16 protein-coding genes and 1 riboswitch are annotated in these 19,753 nt (G+C 37.6%); all 16 genes read right to left on the reverse strand.

Translation table 11 applies throughout. The features are described from left to right. Positions 1-2: 2 nt before the first annotated feature. The gene (gene pdhA / locus ACKTSC_RS07625; RefSeq protein WP_332580134.1) at positions 3-1,112 is read right to left on the reverse strand and encodes a pyruvate dehydrogenase (acetyl-transferring) E1 component subunit alpha; all 1,110 of its coding nucleotides are present in this window, start codon (positions 1,110-1,112) and stop codon (positions 3-5) included. Positions 1,113-1,500: 388 nt separating this feature from the next. Then, the gene (gene mgtA, locus ACKTSC_RS07630) at positions 1,501-4,107 is read right to left on the reverse strand and encodes a magnesium-translocating P-type ATPase (protein ID WP_407857301.1); all 2,607 of its coding nucleotides are present in this window, start codon (positions 4,105-4,107) and stop codon (positions 1,501-1,503) included. Positions 4,108-4,311: 204 nt separating this feature from the next. After that, positions 4,312-4,475, reverse strand: a riboswitch (M-box (ykoK) riboswitch). A gap of 37 nt (positions 4,476-4,512) precedes the next feature. After that, complete coding sequence (locus ACKTSC_RS07635; protein WP_332580133.1) at positions 4,513-5,244, reverse strand: nitroreductase family protein; 732 nt, start codon at positions 5,242-5,244, stop codon at positions 4,513-4,515. Position 5,245: 1 nt separating this feature from the next. Next, the gene (locus ACKTSC_RS07640) at positions 5,246-6,667 is read right to left on the reverse strand and encodes an aminotransferase-like domain-containing protein (RefSeq protein WP_332580132.1); all 1,422 of its coding nucleotides are present in this window, start codon (positions 6,665-6,667) and stop codon (positions 5,246-5,248) included. Positions 6,668-6,888: 221 nt separating this feature from the next. After that, complete coding sequence (locus ACKTSC_RS07645) at positions 6,889-7,401, reverse strand: GNAT family N-acetyltransferase (protein ID WP_407857270.1); 513 nt, start codon at positions 7,399-7,401, stop codon at positions 6,889-6,891. 79 nt (positions 7,402-7,480) lie between these two features. Then, on the reverse strand, positions 7,481-7,795 hold the full coding sequence (locus tag ACKTSC_RS07650) for a hypothetical protein (protein WP_332580130.1): 315 nt from the start codon (positions 7,793-7,795) through the stop codon (positions 7,481-7,483). A 123-nt stretch (positions 7,796-7,918) separates the two neighbouring features. Continuing rightward, positions 7,919-8,971 (reverse strand): PTS sugar transporter subunit IIC, encoded by a 1,053-nt coding sequence (locus tag ACKTSC_RS07655; RefSeq protein WP_332580129.1) that lies wholly within the window; start codon positions 8,969-8,971, stop codon positions 7,919-7,921. 216 nt (positions 8,972-9,187) lie between these two features. Then, complete coding sequence (gene guaC / locus ACKTSC_RS07660) at positions 9,188-10,165, reverse strand: GMP reductase (RefSeq protein WP_332580128.1); 978 nt, start codon at positions 10,163-10,165, stop codon at positions 9,188-9,190. 124 nt (positions 10,166-10,289) lie between these two features. Beyond that, positions 10,290-10,718, reverse strand: a complete 429-nt coding sequence (locus ACKTSC_RS07665) for a DUF3788 family protein (protein ID WP_407857271.1) — start codon at positions 10,716-10,718, stop codon at positions 10,290-10,292. 220 nt (positions 10,719-10,938) lie between these two features. Beyond that, entirely contained in the window at positions 10,939-12,189 is a 1,251-nt protein-coding gene (gene purD / locus ACKTSC_RS07670) for a phosphoribosylamine--glycine ligase (protein ID WP_407857272.1), read from the reverse strand. Positions 12,190-12,205: 16 nt separating this feature from the next. Beyond that, on the reverse strand, positions 12,206-13,738 hold the full coding sequence (gene purH / locus ACKTSC_RS07675) for a bifunctional phosphoribosylaminoimidazolecarboxamide formyltransferase/IMP cyclohydrolase (RefSeq protein ID WP_407857273.1): 1,533 nt from the start codon (positions 13,736-13,738) through the stop codon (positions 12,206-12,208). Positions 13,739-13,780: 42 nt separating this feature from the next. Next, entirely contained in the window at positions 13,781-14,353 is a 573-nt protein-coding gene (gene purN, locus ACKTSC_RS07680; RefSeq protein ID WP_407857274.1) for a phosphoribosylglycinamide formyltransferase, read from the reverse strand. Then, a complete protein-coding gene (purM, locus tag ACKTSC_RS07685; protein ID WP_332580124.1) occupies positions 14,350-15,393 on the reverse strand; it encodes a phosphoribosylformylglycinamidine cyclo-ligase in 1,044 nt (347 codons plus the stop codon). The genes purN and purM overlap by 4 nt, the downstream gene beginning before the upstream one ends. A gap of 36 nt (positions 15,394-15,429) precedes the next feature. Continuing rightward, complete coding sequence (gene purF / locus ACKTSC_RS07690; protein ID WP_332580123.1) at positions 15,430-16,869, reverse strand: amidophosphoribosyltransferase; 1,440 nt, start codon at positions 16,867-16,869, stop codon at positions 15,430-15,432. Next, the gene (gene purL, locus ACKTSC_RS07695; RefSeq protein ID WP_407857275.1) at positions 16,845-19,073 is read right to left on the reverse strand and encodes a phosphoribosylformylglycinamidine synthase subunit PurL; all 2,229 of its coding nucleotides are present in this window, start codon (positions 19,071-19,073) and stop codon (positions 16,845-16,847) included. The genes purF and purL overlap by 25 nt, the downstream gene beginning before the upstream one ends. Then, positions 19,070-19,753 carry a phosphoribosylformylglycinamidine synthase subunit PurQ gene (gene purQ / locus ACKTSC_RS07700; protein WP_332580121.1) on the reverse strand — a complete coding sequence of 228 codons (684 nt, stop codon included), beginning with the start codon at positions 19,751-19,753 and terminating at the stop codon, positions 19,070-19,072. Before purQ ends, purL begins: the two co-directional genes overlap by 4 nt.

Here is a 19,753-nt window from a genome sequence, read left to right on the forward strand (position 1 = left end):
GATTATTTCGACTCCTTCGCTTCATAGAATTCAACTTGTTCTTTAATATTTTGCGGTTGTACTTCATACATATTTTTCAAGAAATCAGAAACTTTTTGTTTTGGTACACGATCAGCCTCTGTAATTGCTTGTTTAATTTCTTCTTTAGTATCTTCGATCACTTTTTCTTCTTGCTCTTCTGACCATAAACCTTTTTCAGTTAAATATTTACGGAAACGAACTAATGGATCTTTTTTCGTCCATTCATCATCCATATCTTTTGTACGGTAACGAGTTGGATCATCACCTGACAATGTATGTGGACCATAACGATAAGTTAATGTTTCAATCAAGACTGGGCCATTGCCATCGGCTGCCCATTCACGTGCTTTTTTCGAAACATAATACACAGCTAATGGATCCATTCCGTCAACTTGAATACCAGGAATACCTGCCGCAACAGCTTTTTGAGCTAATGTTTTAGCTGCTGTTTGTTTTTCACGCGGAGTTGAAATAGCGAAACCGTTATTTTGAATATAAAATACAGCGTTTGCATGATAAGCCCCTGCGAAGTTGATTGCTTCATAGAAGTCACCTTGAGATGATCCACCATCACCAGTATAAGTAAAGACAACATTTTTACTGTTGCGTTTTTTCAAACCTAAAGCCACACCAGCTGCTTGCACATATTGAGCGCCAATAATGATTTGAGGTGGTAAAGCATTTAAATCTTCTGGGTAATTATTTCCAGCTACGTGTCCGCGAGACCATAAAAATGCTTCTTTTAATGGTAAGCCATGCTTAATCAATTGTGGTACATCACGATATCCCGGTAATAAAACATCTTCTTTATCAAAAGCAAATTGACTAGCTAATTGGCTAGCTTCTTGACCGGCAGTCGGCGCAAAGAAACCTAAACGGCCTTGGCGGTTCAAAGCAGTTGAGCGTTGATCCAAAACACGAGACCAAACCATTGAGGTCATTAATTCAACAAGTTCTTCATCAGATAGATCAGGAACAAGATTTTTATTTACTACTTTTCCTTCTTCATCCAACGCTTGATACACGGGGAAATCCGCGTTTACATCTTTTAGTAAGGCTTCAAAATCAATTGATAACTTTTTTTCTGCCATGGTGTCACACTTTCCTCTCTTAAATAAGTTAAGTTTTGTTCGTAGTGCAACAGCAAGTCAGTCTGTATTATTGCTATTGCCCCTTCTTTTCTAAGTTAGCATTTTTATATTCAATTGACAACAAACTTGCTCGTCATTTATGAAGTAATTGAAGCGTTTCACTTTTAAAGGTTGTGAAATTTAGTTCATTATATTTAATGTCATACTTCTATGTTTATTTATTGAAAAATTGCAAAACACTCTTTTTACTTATCTAAAGCTTTCTTTTGAAAACCATGAAAACAAAAAATTGATTTCTTTTGTGAGTTTTGATACATTCAAAAATAATTGTTATATTTTTTCACAAAAAAAAGTAACAGAAGAAGGTTGTACCTTCTTCTGTTACAATTTAAATCCATTCTTTGGCAAGTTTTATATATAATACTTTCCCTAATTGCGTAGCTAGCATGTAGGCAATAACAATCCCGACATACCATAACCAATAAGCATTAGGTAAAGAAACGAAATCGAATTGTTGAGCTAGCGGACTCATTACTACGATCGCTCCGACTACCACTGCCATCAATAGACTAGCAAAAACTTGCGGAGCTGGCCGGCTTTGAATAAAAGGAATCTTTTTCGTCCGTACCATTAAAACGACTAACGATTGTGTTGTTAAACCTACCATAAACCAACCCGTTTGGAATAAGTTTTGCGTGCCAACAGTATTGGCACCAAAGACAAACCACATCACCCAGAACGTTAGTAGATCAAAGATTGAACTGATTGGCCCGATACATACGGTGAATTTTAGTAACCCACGTGTTTCCCATTTTGTTGGAGCACTTAACTCTTCTTCATCTACGTTATCCCAAGGAATCGTCAACTGAGCGATATCATAAATCAAATTTTGTAATAATAATTGAATTGATAGCATTGGTAGAAATGGTAGAAATGCACTGGCTACTAGAATAGAAAACACATTCCCAAAGTTTGAACTAATCGTGATCTTAATATACTTCATCATATTACTGAATACTCGACGGCCTTCAATGACACCATTTTCTAACACGCCTAAACTTTTTTCTAACAATATAATCGAACTAGCATCTTTAGTGATATCTGCAGCAGTATCCACTGAAATCCCAACATCTGCTTTTCTCAAGGCTGGAGCATCATTGATCCCATCACCCATAAAACCAACCGTGTGCCCTTTCGTTTGGAGCGCTTCGATGATTCGTGATTTTTGCATCGGATTAAGTTTCGCAAATAAATTAGTCGTTTCTGCTGCTTGCTGCAATTCTTCTTCTGACATTTGGTCTACTTGATTGCCTAAAATAAAACTTACTGCTGGAATACCCACATCTTGACAAACTTTTTGAGCAACGATCGCATTATCACCAGTTAATACTTTTACAGCAACTCCATGTTGTTGTAATGATTCGATAGCGGGTTTTGCTGATTCTTTTGCTGGATCCAAAAAGCCCATAAAGCCAACTAACGTCATATCTTTTTCATCTTCGGTAGAGTAGATCGCTTCATCATGTGCATCTCGTCGAACAGCAACTGTAATGGCACGCATCCCTTGGCGGTTCATTTTTTCATTGACTGCTTGTAATTCTTGCCGAATTTCTGGTGTCAATTCCATTGTTTCGCCGTTGATCTCAACATACTTGCAAACAGATGACATTTCTTCGACTGCACCTTTTGTAATCATCAATTGATGATCATCAGCCTTCATAACTACTGTTAACCGACGACGTGAAAAATCAAAGGGAATCTCATCAATTTTTTTGACCGTTTGATAAGGTAAATGCCGTTGCTGCTCTTCAAAAAAGTTGATCACCGCAATATCCATTAAATTTTTCCAGCCTGTTTGATAGCTTGAATTCATGAATGCTAAATCTAATACTTGTTCATTTTCATTTCCTAAAGGATCTAAATGTTGGACTAAAACGACACGGTCTTCTGTGATCGTTCCTGTTTTATCTGTGCAAAGAACGTCCATGCTTCCTAAATTTTGGATTGAGGCCAATTCTTTTACAATTACTTTATGCTTAGATAACGTCAAGGCACCTTTTGCTAAATTAGAACTTACGATCATCGGTAACATTTCAGGCGTCAAACCGACAGCTACAGCAATTGCAAAGAAGAAGGCACTACTCCAATCCCCTTTTGTTAAACCATTGATTAAGAAAACTAACGGGAACAAGACTAAGACCATTCGTAATAATAATTTGCTTACTTTGGCCAAACCGATATCAAAAGATGTTTTACCGCGTTTCGTCGTGGCATTTTTCGCAATATCACCAAAGAATGTTTGCTGTCCAGTTTTTAAAATAATGGCTTTCCCTTGACCACTTAATACATCCGTGCCCATAAACACGAGGTTTGTTAAGTCCAATGCTGTTGTTTCTTCAGTTACTTCACGTATTTCTTTTAAATACTTTTCAACAGGCATTGATTCTCCCGTTAACGATGATTGGTTGACGAATAAATCTTTTGTCCAAATCAAAACGGCATCTGCTGGAATCATATCGCCAGTCGCTAACGTCAAAATGTCACCAGGAACAACTTCATCCATCGGAATTTCTTTTGTTTCACCATTACGAGTGATCGCAGCGGTATTTTCGATCATTTCTTTTAATTCAATACTCGCTTTTTGCGAACGATATTCTTGAATAAACGTAATTAAAACACTCGCTAAGATCATGATTGTCATGACGACAGACGCTTCTATATCCTTCGTTGCTAAAGAAACGATGGCTAATAATGCCAATACATAAACAAATGGGTCTTTAAAGGCATGTAAAAATAATAGAATACCTGGTGTTGGTTTTTGTGCTGATACTTCATTAGGACCATATTCTTCTAAGCGGCTTTGAGCATCTTCTTCAGAAAGTCCTTGCATTGAAGTACGTAAATTTAAAAATAAATCCCGGTCAGATAAAAGTGCTAATTTTTTAAGTTCTTGGTCTTTGTTGACTTGGCGAGCAAGAAGGTTTTTTTTGTTCATCATAGTGGTTCCTCCTAAATTTCAGGACAACCAAAGCCGCCCTGTTATATTCATTTTTGGGTCGACTGTCCTCATGATCCATCTTCCTCACATCCTCTCTTTTTTGAGCACTTTATATGCTTTTTCTATCTTTTAAACCATTATTCCCATTAAATAGCACACAAAAAAAACGCATACTCGAAAATGAGCACGCGCGAAAAATCCATCGATGTTCATCGTCGAGCTTTAGCACTATAGGGCGTAGACAGAATTGTCAGCTACGTTATGAATCACCTTCACGATGATCCCTGTTCTACCCATTGGCGTCTCTCGACATTTTTGGGCAGTAGCCTGTGTCCATATAGGAGCCTCACCTAACAATTATTTAACTTTCATAATTAACTATAAATTACTTACATAGGGCTGTCAATTCTTAGCATGAAAAAATTTGTTTATTTTCAGAAATGCATCGACTTTTTTATTGGGAGAACTACTAAAATAATCCGCAAACTTTTTACTCCAGCGTTTCGTTTCCCGAGCTTCCGCAAATTTTTCCATTGTATCATCGTAATCTTCAATTAAATTATAGTCGTATTCTTGATACGTATCATAATGAATCACTGCGGCTTCTGGAAGGCGGGGCTTAAGATTCATCTCTACGATTGGTTTTCCGATACTTAATCCAGCGACCGGAAAAACTTTTTCAGGTAAGTTTAGTAGCGCGCTCAATTTTTCGATATCTTTACGGATCGAACCTACTACCACGGAACCTAAACCTAACGCTTCGACAGCAATCACTGCATTTTCTAAAGCTAAAGCTGTATCTGTTACTGCAGTGATCAAAGGATCGACACTTTCTTCAATCAAATAATCCATTTGATAATGTTGCGCTACCTTTTCCGTACGATGTAAATCAGCAACAAAAATCAAGAAGACGGAACTTTGAAGCATATGCGGATTTCCTGGGTTCAATTCAACCAATTTTTCTCGTATTTTTCGGTCTTTTATCACGATAATGCTGTACATTTGACCATTCATCCAACTCGGAGCTTGGCGGCTCGCTTGTAAAATTTGTTTTAGTTCATCCTCTGATACTTGATATTCTTGATCGAACTGACGATATGATCGGTGATTCTTCATTACTTCCAATACATCCATATTATTTTCTCCTCAATTCAGTTGAGATTTTCTGCAATCTTTCAAAAAATACTTGTTGGCCATGTTGATCCATACGAGTATAATTTATGCGCATCGCCATCGTATCACTACTAAATAGGAAGGACGGCGCAATTAATACTTTGTGCTTAATAAAAATATCCCAATCTTTTCGTGTTAACTTTTGATGTTTCCACTTTAGGTACACATACATTCCACCACAAATCGATGAGATTTCCCAATCGTCAAAAACATTTTTTGCTTGTTCTTCAAAGTCAATAGCTCTTTGTTTCAACGTCTGGACTAATTTTTTTTGGTGCGCTTCAAAGTTTGGATCTTTAAGTGCTGTATAGGCAATAACTTGCGGGAAAACACTGATTGAAAAATCCATTATCTGTTTTGCTTCTGATAAGCGCTGAATTAAATCCTGATCAGCAACGATCCAACCAATTTTGATCGAAGAACCAAATATTTTTGATAGCGACCCTAAATGAATCACTTGATGCGGAGCTAATTCTTTTAATGACGCTGGAACTGTTTGAAAATTCAATTCACTAAACACTTCATCTTCCACGATTGGCAATTGATATTTTTGACTAAGTGCGATTAATTCTGAACGTCTTTGCTCAGACATCGTCGTTCCAGTTGGATTTTGAAACGTTGGATTAACAATGATCAATTTGATTTTTTTTGTCAAAATCAACTGTTCCAATTTGTCGATACGCATTCCTTGATCATCTAATTCTACTCCATAGAGTTTAATACCTGCACTAGCAAAAATGGGTAATGAATATAAAAATGACGGGTCTTCGATAGCCACACTATCCCCACTTTGTAACATGACCTGTAGTAATAAAAACATAGCTTGCTGAGCTCCTGAAGTAATCAATACTTGGTCTGAAGAAACTTCAATTTTCTGTTCTCGCTTTATTCGTTCACAAATCACTTTTTGCAAAGGCTGATAGCCTAAAGTTCCTTGTTTTCGCTCTTCTAATAATAATTCTTCCCATGTATAAGAAGGAAAACGGAAATCTGGAATCAAACTTAACGGCAGTTCGCCTGAATAAAAATCGATTGCCGTTGGATCTTGAAGTAATTGTTGGATTTTTTCTGCATACGGATCTTTTCGCAAACTATCTTGGGTAAAAAAACTCCGCCAATCGACACGCGGTATCGTACTGCGTCCCCAATTTCCTTCGTTGATAATCGTTCCACTGCCTTGCCTCCTGATGACCCAGCCGAGACTGACTAATTCATCTAATGCATGGACAACCGTTGATCGATTAACTTGATAAAAATCAGCCAACTTTCGCTCTGCCGGCACCTGATCTCCAGGCTGTAACGTACCGTCTTGAATGTAGCCGATAATTTGTTCCATGATTTGCTGATAAATAGGTATTGCTTTATTGTCATTTAAAGTCCACATGCTGATCCCTCATTTATTATTGGATGATTTAAAGCTAAACCAATCTAATAAGACTGTCAATGAATCGCTGAAATAAAGTTTAAAATAGACGAATCGATTGCTTTACTTTTTCATTTTTACTAAATAAAATAGCTGGAAAATAACTCTAGAATATTATCTGTCAATTTTCATAAAAAAAAGCGCGTATCTTGTTTTTCAACAACCATACTCGCTCTTATTCGCTAAATTTTCTTCTGCATAATGAAATCGATTTGTTCATCCTCACCCATGAAAAATGAATGTTGTCCCACTTTTTCGAAGCCCATTTTTTTGTAAAATTCCATAGCAGCTAAATTGTGCTCCCAAACGCCCAGCCAAATAGAATCTTTTGATTGCTCAACCGCTCTTTTAACTGCTAGTTCATACAGTTTTTTTCCTAAACCATTTCGTTTAAAATCTGGATCAATATAGATACGCTCAATTTCAAGTCTATTTTTAGCAAAAGTTTCAGTTTGCGCTGAACCAACATTTAGTTTTAAATAGCCAGCTACTCTAGCATCTAAATAGATAAAATAGAATTCAGAATCACTATTATTGATTTCGTCCGTCAGCACTTGATCTGCATAAGCTGATTCCAAATAGTTGTTTAAGTCTTCTTCGGTATTATCTTTTCCAAATGTATCCGTAAATGTTCTAATGCTAATTGTTTGAAGCTGCTTCAAATCAGTACTATCAATCTTTTTAATTTCACTCAAAATACTATCCCCTTTGCCTTTTAGAACTATCTAACGATAATAACAATTAAAAAATAGGATTTCAAAAAAATAGCTTAATTTATTCAAATTCTATTTCTGCGATTTGTTCCTCAAAACTAACTAAAAATTCACTTTTCTCGATAAATTCTACCCAAGCTTCATAATTTTTCCGATCTTCACCTTTTATATTCATTGATAAAGAATTATGGATCGTACTAATGACCCCATCCCACATTTTTTCGACACTACGGTCTACTTTCCGTTCATTCCAACGCTTCGCAGGCTGTCTTTTTTGATTTTTTTCATTTTGATATTCTTTTGCACTAGCAAAAAAAGTTTCATACGCATTCGGTGCTTTTTCATCAATATATTCTTTTAACTCTTTGGGATTCATAATACCCTCCAATAATTACTTGTTTTCGTTCATGACCCATTATAGAACGAATGTTCTCTATTTGAAAGGATTCTTTTTTCTATCTAATTAAACTAAATGCGAAAAAATTTATGCGTCCGAGTTTTATCCTAAAAATTTGAATACGTCTTCTCTATTATATAGGTCTAAAATTTTCTCAAAAATAAATTGTAAAACCAAAGCTACGATAACGGGAACTACGATCCAGCAAAGAACGACTAATCCAATATTTAGACCAGCATCTAAAGAAGCCAGCGGACCCACTAATCCCACTAAACCAAATCCGGCTGAACCTGGCGTTCCTGAAATAGATAATAAAGCCACTGGGATTGAACAAACTATAGCAGTCATTAAACAGGGAACTAAAATAATTGGTTTTCTAAATAAATTAGGCATCATCATTTTCATAGCTCCTAAAGCAATTGCGATAGTTATCCCTGACCTATTTACTTTCCATGAATTGACGACTAATACAATTGTTGTAGCAGCGACACCCATAGCAGCAGCGCCTGCAGAAATACCATTTAATTGAATCGCAGCCCCAATCGCTACTGTAGATATTGGCGAGATAATCAAAAATGCAAAAGAACAAGCAATTAAAATCGACATTAATAACGGCTGCAACGTAGTAAAATTATTAATGACCATTCCAATCGTTGAGGTGATTGCAGTCACATATGGGTATAGATAAAAACCAATCGTTCCGGCTCCAATACCTACGACAATGGGTGTTAATACGATAGCTACCGATCCAAAACGATCACCAATTACTAAAATCAGTAAAACAGCAATCGAAGCAGTGATCATCGTATTGATAATATCCCCTGTTCCTGCTCCGACATAAAGTCCATTTTCACCCAAGTCAGATGTAAACTTTATAACACCCGAACCTACAAACGCCGATCCAGCTACCACCATCATATTCATCGGGTTAAAACTAAATTGTAAAGCAATCAACGCTCCAATAATCAACGGAGTAGCGATTTGAAAAATTGCTGCTGATTGAGCAATTGTAGTTGCTAAGCTATATTGACTAAGATATTTTAAAACAGCAACTAAGACGGCATTGGGGATTAATCCCACGATAACCCCCGTTGCTGTTCCCGCTAAAATTCTATTTATGAAAATCCTCGGCACTATTTTTGTTTTTTCTTTCATATAAAATTAACCTCCTTCTAATAAAATATTAAAGTAAATTAAACCATATTTTCTATCATTTGACCATTACATTTTCCATTTTTTTGATAAAAGTGAAGAATATTATCAATGATGTCTTAGTAGTAAACTACGATTTATTTTTTGTACTAATTTTGTCGCACAAAAAAAACCTCATATACTATGAGGTCTTTAAAATTTTAAAAATGAACATTCAGACTAAATTGTATCACCATTAAAAATAGAATTTTTAACTACAACGTAATCAACTTTTTGTAATGCTTCGATGTCTTTTCCACCAGCATAAGAAATCGATGATTGTAAGTCTTGCTGCATTTCTACTAATGTATCTTTTAATGAACCCTTGTAAGGAATCCAAATTTTCTTTCCTTCAACATTCTTCTTTTCGCCTTTTTGAAATTCCGAAGCACTGCCAAAGTATTCTTTATAAAATACACCGTCTTCAACCATTGTTTCACCTGGAGATTCTTCGTGACCCGCAAATAGTGAACCAATCATGATCATGGTCGCACCGAAGCGAATTGATTTGGCAATATCGCCATGTGTACGGATGCCGCCATCTGCAATAATTGGTTTACGTGCAGCTTTGGCACACCAACTTAACGCTGCCAATTGCCAACCTCCGGTACCAAAACCAGTTTTAATTTTTGTGATACATACTTTACCAGGCCCAATGCCAACTTTTGTTGCATCTGCACCCGCATTTTCTAATTCTCGTACTGCCTCAGGTGTTCCAACATTCCCTGCGATCACGAATGTTTCGGGTAAATAGACTTTGATATGTTTGATCATATTGATCACAGCATCTGAATGTCCATGAGCAATATCAATCGTAATAAAATCAGGATTTAATTTTTCTTCTGCTAATTGTTTAACGAAATCATATTCGTATCCTTTCACTCCAACACTGATTGAAGTGAATAAACCACGTGATTGCATTTTTTTGATGAAGGGAATTCGTTCTTCTTCGTAAAAACGATGCATAATATAGAAGTAACCATTTTCTGCCAAAAATTCTGCGATTGTTTCATCAATAATCGTTTGCATGTTAGCTGGTACTACTGGCATCTTAAATGTAAATTTTCCTAATTGCACCGTTGTGTCGCATTCTGAACGACTGTCAACGATACACTTATTTGGAATCAATTGAATATCTTCATAATCAAATACTTTCATAATGGCCTCCAATAAATAAAAATAAAAAAACATAAGGCGATATCGCCCTATGTAATTTACAACATATTTAGATAAAAATCAAGTCTATTCGATACGATTTCAAAATAAACACGAACATTATGTACTAAACGACCGGATTACGTAATTTTTTAGCCTGCAAGCTTATTAAAAAGATAACATCTTCCATTTCTTCTTCGTTGGTTACTTTCATTTCGATTTGTTGAGTATTTTCGGTAACTTCTTCAAATTTTTCTTTGAATTCTAACGACATAACTTGAACCATCGGCGTTAAGTACTTAATACCAAAATCGGGAAAAGGTGTAACGACTGAAAAATAATCTTTATGAATTTTAATTCGACATAATAAACCTTCTACTTGTTCAATTACTAATTGCCAGCCTACTTGCTTTTGAAAGATATACTTGATTTCCGGATCATAGTGTCGAATTACTTGGGCCAATAAAATTTTTAGATATTGTGAGTTGGGTAATCCTGAAAATATCTCTCGTAATTCACGTTTTTCATTGTTTGTTCTGGAATGGTCGCTTTTCATGGTTTTCACCTCTTTCACTCCATTTTTTTACAAAATAGCCTTAACTATTGTATACACTTATATAAATAATTTCCACCCTTTTTTTTCATCTTTTATACTTTTTTCTAACTATTTTTTCATCTTTAGTTTACCATTTTTAAACATGACTGTCATTTTTATAACCTCACTTCTTTTTTGACCATAAAAAAAGAAGCAACCATTGATTGCTCCTTTCTCATTATTAGATTGAGGCTTTAGCACCGATGTCTTCCCGATAAAAATAATCAGTAGTATCTACTTCTGTTAACGATTGATATGCCTTTAATTTTGCTTCAGCCAATGAATCGGCCTCGGCCACTACAGAAAGGACCCGTCCGCCAGAAGCAATCAACTGGTTTTTACTTGATGAAACACCTGCATAGTATAGTTTAGTTTCTTTAGTAAAGTCTGGTAAGACCATTCCTTTTTTATGCTCATTTGGATAACCATCTGCAGCTAAAACGACCCCAACTGCTGCGCCTTTGCTCCAAGTTAATTCTGGTTCATACCCATTAAATAAATCTTCGATCACCTGTACCAAATCACTTGTCAATCTTGGTAAAACAACTTGTGTTTCTGGATCTCCAAAACGTGCATTGAATTCGATGACTTTTGGTCCAGTGTCAGTGACGATCAGCCCAGCATAAAGAATTCCTGTAAATGGCGTTTTATTAGCCATCATTCCTTTAGCAGCTGGTTTCAACACTTCCTCAATTGTTTGTTCAACAATTGCTTCTGAAATTTGCGGAACAGGGGAATAAGCCCCCATCCCGCCGGTATTCGGACCACGATCCCCATCGTAAGCCCGCTTATGATCTTGTGCAATCACCATTGGATAAACTTTTTCATTTTTTACAAATGCTAATAACGAAAATTCTTCTCCTACTAAAAATTCTTCAATCACTACTTTATTTCCACTTGTCCCAAATCGATGGTCTGTCAACATATCTTTTAATGCTTTCAATGCTTCGGTTTCACTCTTTGCTACAACGACCCCTTTACCTGCTGCTAGACCATCTGCTTTAATAACGATAGGTGCTCCAACTACTTTTACATACTTACTTGCCTGTTCAAAATCACTAAATGTACGATAAGCTGCTGTCGGAATATTATTTTGAACCATTATCTTTTTAGCGAATTCTTTTGATCCCTCAATCATGGCTGCTGCTTTGTTTGGACCAAATATCTTCAGTCCTGCCGCTTGAAAAGCATCCACGATTCCATTTAACAACGGGATCTCTGGCCCGACAAATGTCCAAGCGATCTCATTAGTTTTAGCAAAAGATATTAGCGCAGAATGATCATTTTCTGGAATATCGACAAGTTGAATCCCATCTTTTTCCATCCCCGGATTACCCTTAGCACAATAGACCCTTGTTACCTTTGGACTATCTAACATTTTTTTTGCAATTGCATGTTCCCGTCCACCACTGCCAATAACTAATAGTTTCATATATTTCTCCTATCTATCAGTGTCTAAAATGACGAACATTTGTAAAGACCATCGCTACACCATATTTATTTGCCATATCAATAGATTCTTGGTCGCGAATACTCCCTCCCGGTTGAACAATGGCTTTGATACCATGCTGAGCTGCGTACTCGACACTATCATTCATTGGGAAATAGGCATCGCTAGCTAGGACCGCCCCGTTCATCTGATTCTTCGCTTGTTCCAAAGCAATTTTTACTGAGCCTACGCGATTCATTTGACCGGCACCGATTCCAAGTGTTTGTTTTTCATTTGCCACAACAATAGCATTAGATTTAACATGTTTAACGGCCTTCCAAGCAAACGCTAGTGCATTCATTTCTTCTGCTGATGGTTTTCGTTCCGTAACGACTTGCCATTCACTCGGAACTTCAGCAATAATATCTTGCTCTTGAACTAAAAGACCACCTAATACTGAGACCAGCTCAGGAGTTTGTTTAGGCTCATCAGAAAAATCTAATGTTAGCAACCGTAAATTTTTCTTTTTGGCTAATAGTTCAAAGGCTTCCTTCTCAAAACTTGGTGCAATAATGATTTCTAAAAATAATTTATGCATTTCTTGAGCAGTCAACATATCAATTTCTCGATTTGCAACTAACACACCGCCAAAAATCGATATTGGATCGGCTTCATAGGCAGATTGGTACGCCTCTGAAATCGTCGTGCCACTGCCGATACCGCAAGGATTCATATGTTTAAGTGCAACAACTGTTGGTTCATCGAATTCTCGGGCAATACGGATCACTGCATCGGCATCTTTAATATTATTATAGGACAGTTCTTTGCCATGCAATTGATGCGCGCTAGCAATTGAATAAGAACTAGGCAAGGCAGATTGATAAAAAGACGCAGTTTGATGACTATTTTCTCCATAGCGCAATGTTTGTTTCAAATCATAAGTCAACGTCAGCTTCTCTGGCTCTGCTTCGTCCACTAAATTAGTTAAGTATTCAGCGATCACCGCATCATAAGCCGCTGTGTGTCGAAAAACTTTTGCAGCCAACCGTTTACGCGTAGCGAGCGTTGTTTGTTGCTCATTTTCTATTTCAGTTAAAACTAACGCATAATCCGCTGGATCGACTACGACAGTAACTGCTGCAAAGTTTTTAGCTGCTGAACGTAACATGCTAGGGCCACCAATGTCGATGTTTTCAATCGCAGCTGCTTCAGTCACGTCTACTTTAGAAATGGTTTCTTTAAAAGGATATAGATTGACGCAAACATAATCGATTGCTTGAATATCATGTTCTTTCATCGCTGCTTGATGACTTGTAAGGTCTCTTTTTCCCAATAATCCACCATGGATTTTAGGATGCAATGTTTTTACACGGCCATCCATCATTTCTGGAAAACCAGTTACTTGCTCGATACTTAAAGTCGGAATAGCTGCTTCATCTAAAACTTTTTTTGTTCCGCCAGTTGAAATAATTTCGATTCCAGCCTGGATTAGACCTTGGGCAAATTCTAAGACCCCTGTTTTATCTGACACACTGATCAATGCTCTTGCCATCAATGACACTCCTTATTTACTCTAGTCTTTTTGCTAGTTGTTTTACAACTTTAATTCTTTGATCACCTTTGCTAAAACTTTCGGATATAACTGATGTTCTGTGTGATGGATTTTTAGTTCTAATGCTTCTAAACTATCTTTTGAATCAACTACTACTTTTTCTTGAGCAATAATAGGACCTGTATCAATACCACGATCGATATAATGAACGGTCACACCCGTTTCCTTAACTCCAGCCTGATAGGCATCCTTGATTCCATTTAAACCCGGAAATGATGGTAACAAAGATGGATGGATATTGATAATTTTTTTAGGAAAATTTTGTAGTAAACTGTCCCCTGCGATTCGCATATAACCCGCTAAAACTACTAATTCGATCTCATAAGCCTTTAGTAGATCAAGCAAAGCTTCCTCATAGGCCTGCTTATTGGGAAACTCTTTTAATTCAAATGTTTCTGTCGGAATCGAAAATTTTTTCCCTCGTTCTAAAACATAAGCGTCCCTACGATCCGAAAAAAGCAACGCTAGCTCGGCGTCAATATCACCTGTTTTGACGGCTTGAGCAATCGCTTCAAAATTCGAACCATTCCCTGAAGCTAGTACAGCAAATCTCATAGAGTCGCCTCATTAAACATAATCGATGATTCATTTTTATCTACAATCCGACCGATAGTATAATATTTTTCTCCTCGTTCGGCTAAATTGGCTTTAACTTCTGCTATTTTTTCTGGTGATACCGCCAATACCATGCCGATGCCCATATTAAAAATTTCATACATTTCTAGTTCAGGAATTTCTCCATATTTTTCTAAAGCTTTGAAGATCGGTAAAGTCGGCCATGTATCTAAATCAATTTCACACGCAAGGTTTTCTGGTAACATCCTTGGTAGATTCTCAACAAATCCACCACCAGTAACATGAGCGATACCATTGATCAATTGTTGTTTGACTAATGGTAAAACAGCTTTCACGTATAGCCGTGTGGGTTCTAATAGTTCTTCACCCAATGGACGTCTTAATTCTGGTAATTCTTCTGTAATAGAAAACTTCTGTTTTTCAAAAAATATTTTACGTACTAAAGAATAGCCGTTTGAATGAATCCCCGATGAAGGCAATCCTATCAAAAGATCCCCCGCTTGGATCGTATCTCCTGTTACCAACTGCTCTTTTTCCGCTAAACCAACAGCAAAACCCGCCAAATCATAATCATTTCCTGTATACATTCCCGGCATTTCTGCTGTCTCACCACCGATCAAAGCGGCTCCTGCTTGAACACAACCTTCAGCGATACCTGCTACTACTTTTTCTAAACGTTCAGGAATATTTTTTCCTGTTGCAATATAATCTAAGAAATACAATGGCTCAGCCCCTTGTGCTACGATATCGTTGATACACATCGCAACACAATCAATACCAATTGTGTCATGCCTGTCCGCTTCAATAGCTACCATTAATTTTGTTCCGACGCCATCGGTTCCAGAGACTAATATGGGCTCTTTCAAGTTGAATTGACTGAGATCAAAACATCCGCCGAAACCGCCAATCGCTCCCATCATTCCTAAACGAGTTGTTTTCTTCACGTGTTTTTTGATTCGTTCTACTACTTCATAACCAGCCTCAACATCGACGCCAGCCTTCGAATACGCGTTTGCCACTGAATTAACTCCTTTTAATAGTTTTTTAAATAACTTTTAAACGAACGACACTTTTTCTGTCAATGTCATTTGATAGTGTTTTTCATAATCATAAAGTGGTGTTGGATAATCCCCATTAAAATAGGCCATACACAAGCCTGAATAAGGAGCATCAAAATTTAGGCCTATCGCATCAATCAATCCTTCTTCGCTTAAAAATGATAGTGAATCTGCGCCGATTAACGATTTTATTTCATCAATCGAATGATTTGCTGCAATCAATTCTCGCCGTGTTTGAATATCAATTCCATAAAAGCACGGATATTTCAATGGTGGTGATGCGATGCGAACGTGTACTTCTTTTGCACCTGCGTCTTTTAAAAGACTTACGATTCGACGACTAGTTGTCCCGCGGACGATCGAGTCATCTACCATAATCACTCGTTTGCCTTCAACAACACCACGGACGGCAGACAGTTTCATTCGTACTCCTTGTTCTCTCAATTCTTGTGTCGGTTGAATAAAAGTTCGTGCAATATATTGATTTTTTACTAGACCCATTTCATAGGGAATCTTTGATTGCTCCGCATAGCCGCTTGCTGCAGACAAAGATGAGTTGGGAACTCCTACTACCATATCTGCTTCAACAGGCGCTTCTTGAGCTAAAATCTTCCCCATATTTTTTCTTGCACTATGGACATTGACACCTGCGATATTTGAGTCTGGTCGTGCAAAGTAAATATATTCCATCGAGCAAATTGCTGGTTGAGTCTGTGTGGTGAACGATTCAATAGTCAGCCCTTCATCATTGATTGTAACTATTTCACCCGGCTGAACATCTTGAATAAATTTAGCTCCTACTACTTCTAATGCACAAGTTTCTGAGGCAACGACATAAGCACCATTGACCATTTGACCAATTGATAGCGGGCGAAAACCATTAGGATCTAAAGCAGCAACCATTGATTTTTCAGTTAGCATCAAATAAGCAAAGCCGCCTTTAACCGTATTCAGTGCTTCTTTCATTCGTTCGCACAACGTAGTCTTCGTACTTCTACGGATAAGGTGCATCAAAATTTCTGTATCAGAATTCGAATGAAAAATGGCTCCATTTTGTTCTAGCTCTGTCCTTAAACTTTTAGCATTGGTTAAGTTGCCGTTATGCGCTAATGCAAAATCCCCATCATAGAAGTTAAAAAGAAATGGCTGGATATTATCAACACTTCCGCTGCCGGCAGTTGCGTAACGAACATGGCCAATCGCTGCATTTCCTGTTAAAAAGCTTAATTGACGTTCATCTTTGAATACTTCAGATAACAATCCTAATCCGCGAGTTCCTTTTAATTTCCCATGATCATTGCTGACGATACCGGCCCCTTCTTGACCGCGATGTTGCAAACTGTGTAAGCCGAAATAAGTGACAGTCGCAGCATCTTGATGGCCCCAAATTCCAAAAATGCCACATTCTTCATTTAAACTTTTTGCTTCATTAAACATGGAATGGCTTCCTCCCAAACTGCTTTCGCTTGCATCGTTTCTACTTCAATCGTTTGACCTTCAGCTATGACTCTCAATAGTTTGGAATCTGTTACTTTTCCTATATGTTGAGCAGCCTTACCCATTAATTGTTCAAAATGTTGCTGATTTTCTGGCTTAATAGATACGACAAACCGTGACTGAGTCTCTGCAAAAAGATTTTCAGGCGGCATCGCTAACGAGACTTCGATTCCAAGTTCATTGTCAAAAGCAGCTTCGGTTAAAGCGATTGCCAGACCACCTTCTGAACAATCATGAGCACTTACGACTAAACCAGCTTTGATGGCAGAAAGAACTAAATCTTGATGTTTTTTTTCTGTTTCAAGATCAAAATCCATCAAGGTACCTTCAATTTTATTTTTTTGCATTTTTTGAATTTCACTACCATGAAAATCCGCCTCGGTTTTCCCGATTACATAAATCAAGTCGTCCGCTTGTTTGAACGCTTGTGTTGTGATATGAGCTATATCTTCAATTAGACCGACCATCCCAATCATTGGTGTAGGATAAATAGCTTTACCATTCGTTTCGTTATACATTGACACATTTCCTGAAATCACGGGGGTATCAAATGTACGACAGGCTTCAGCGATACCATCAGCAGATGTCCATAATTCCCAAAAGCCTTCTGGTTTTTCTGGCGATCCGTAATTTAAACAATCTGTGATTGCTAAAGGTTTGCCGCCAGAGGCAACGATATTACGCGCTGCTTCAGCTACTGCTATTTGACCGCCGATCTCAGGATTCAAATACAAATACCGAGCATTACAATCTGTCGTCATTGCTAGGGCTTTTTTGGTTCCTCGAACCCTCAAGACTGCAGCATCACTTCCTGGACGAACAACGGTATTTGTTCGTACTTGTGAATCATAAGTTTCATAAATCATTTTTTTTGACGCGATCGTCGGCTGTTTTAGTAATGCTAATAATGTTTCTGTTGCATTTTCAACCACCGGAACAAATTTTTCCATTTCTGAAAATTCTTTTATTCGCATAGGAATTTGTTTAGCATTTTCATAAACAGGTGCGTCCTCTGCTAATGCATCCACTGGCAGATTAGCGACCTCTACACCGTGATGATACAAACGATATAATCCGTCATTTGTTACTTTCCCAATGGTTACGGCATCTAATTCGTAACGGTCAAATAATTCTATGACTTCTGCTTCGTGGCCTTTTTCTACACAAAGCAACATCCGCTCTTGTGATTCAGAAAGCATCATTTCATAAGGCGTCATACCTGTCTCACGCTGCGGGACGTCATCCAAATAAAGCTTCAAACCAGAACCAGCTTTCGAAGCCATTTCTGAACTAGAAGAAACTAGACCTGCTGCGCCCATGTCTTGAATTCCCACTAAGATATCCGAATGTTCCAAGATCAATTCTAAGCAGGCTTCCAATAATAACTTCTCCATAAATGGATCCCCTACTTGGACTGCTGAACGTTGTTGTTCTTCACCTGCGGTAAATTCTTCCGAAGCGAATGTGGCTCCATGAATCCCGTCGCGTCCTGTTTTCGCTCCGACATACATGATCGAATTGCCTACACCTTTAGCCTGACCTTTTTGAATATCTTTATGATCAATCAAACCAACACACATCGCATTGACTAGTGGATTGCCTTCATAACAAGTATCAAAGGCTACTTCTCCGCCAACAGTCGGAATGCCAATACAATTTCCATAGCCACTGATTCCGGCAACAATTTCTTCTAATAAATATTTTGTTCGAAAAGTATCTAATTCTCCAAAGCGCAGCGAATCCAATAAAGCAATTGGCCGTGCCCCCATGCTAAAAATATCACGAATGATCCCACCGACACCTGTGGCTGCCCCTTCATACGGCTCTACTGCTGAGGGATGATTGTGGCTTTCGGCTTTAAAAACAACTGCTTGTCCATCACCGATATCAACGATACCAGCACCTTCACCTGGCCCTTGCAAAACTTGAGTTCCGGAGGTTGGAAACTTCCGTAAAACAGGTTTTGAATTTTTATAGGAGCAGTGTTCACTCCACATTACTGAAAAAAGTCCTGTTTCTGTATAATTTGGCAAACGTCCCAAAATTTTTTCTGAGATCATTTGATATTCGGTATCAGATAATCCCCAGCCAGCGTATATTCGTTGCTCTTTGATTTCTTCAGCAGTCGGTTCTAATTTCATCATTGATTTGCGATCACCTTTCCAAAATTATTTATTATCGAAGCAAAAAATTTCTTGCCATCTTCAGAGCCCAAAAGTTCCTCCATCGCTCGTTCCGGATGCGGCATCATTCCTAATACATTTCCAGCTTTATTCGTGATTCCTGCAATAGATTCAACACTACCGTTAATATTTTCGCCTTCATAGGTAAAAACAATTTGATTATTTTCTTTTAGTTCAGCAAGAGTCTCTTGATCGCAATAATAATTGCCTTCTCCATGGGCAACAGGAAGATGGATAATTTCATTCTTCTCATATTCAGAAGTAAATTTCGTTTGATCGTTCAAAACCCGGATCGGTACTACCTTACTGATAAATTTTAACGAATCATTTTCCCGTAATACACCTGGTAAAAGTCCCGCTTCAGTCAAAATTTGAAATCCATTGCATGTACCAAAAACCGGTTTTCCTTCATTGGCAAAGCGGATAACTTCTTCCATGATCGAAGCAAAACGTGCGATTGCACCACAACGCAAGTAATCACCGTATGAAAAGCCACCCGGCAACAATACACCATCAAAACCTGCTAAACTATTTTCATCGTATCGCACATACTCACACTCAACACCCATAACTTCTTTCATCGCCCAATGTAAATCTAGATCACAGTTTGATCCTGGAAAAACAATCACAGCAAATTTCAT

The sequence above is a fragment of the Enterococcus hailinensis genome, from assembly GCF_045862035.1.
GTDB classification, from domain to species: domain Bacteria; phylum Bacillota; class Bacilli; order Lactobacillales; family Enterococcaceae; genus Enterococcus_A; species Enterococcus_A hailinensis.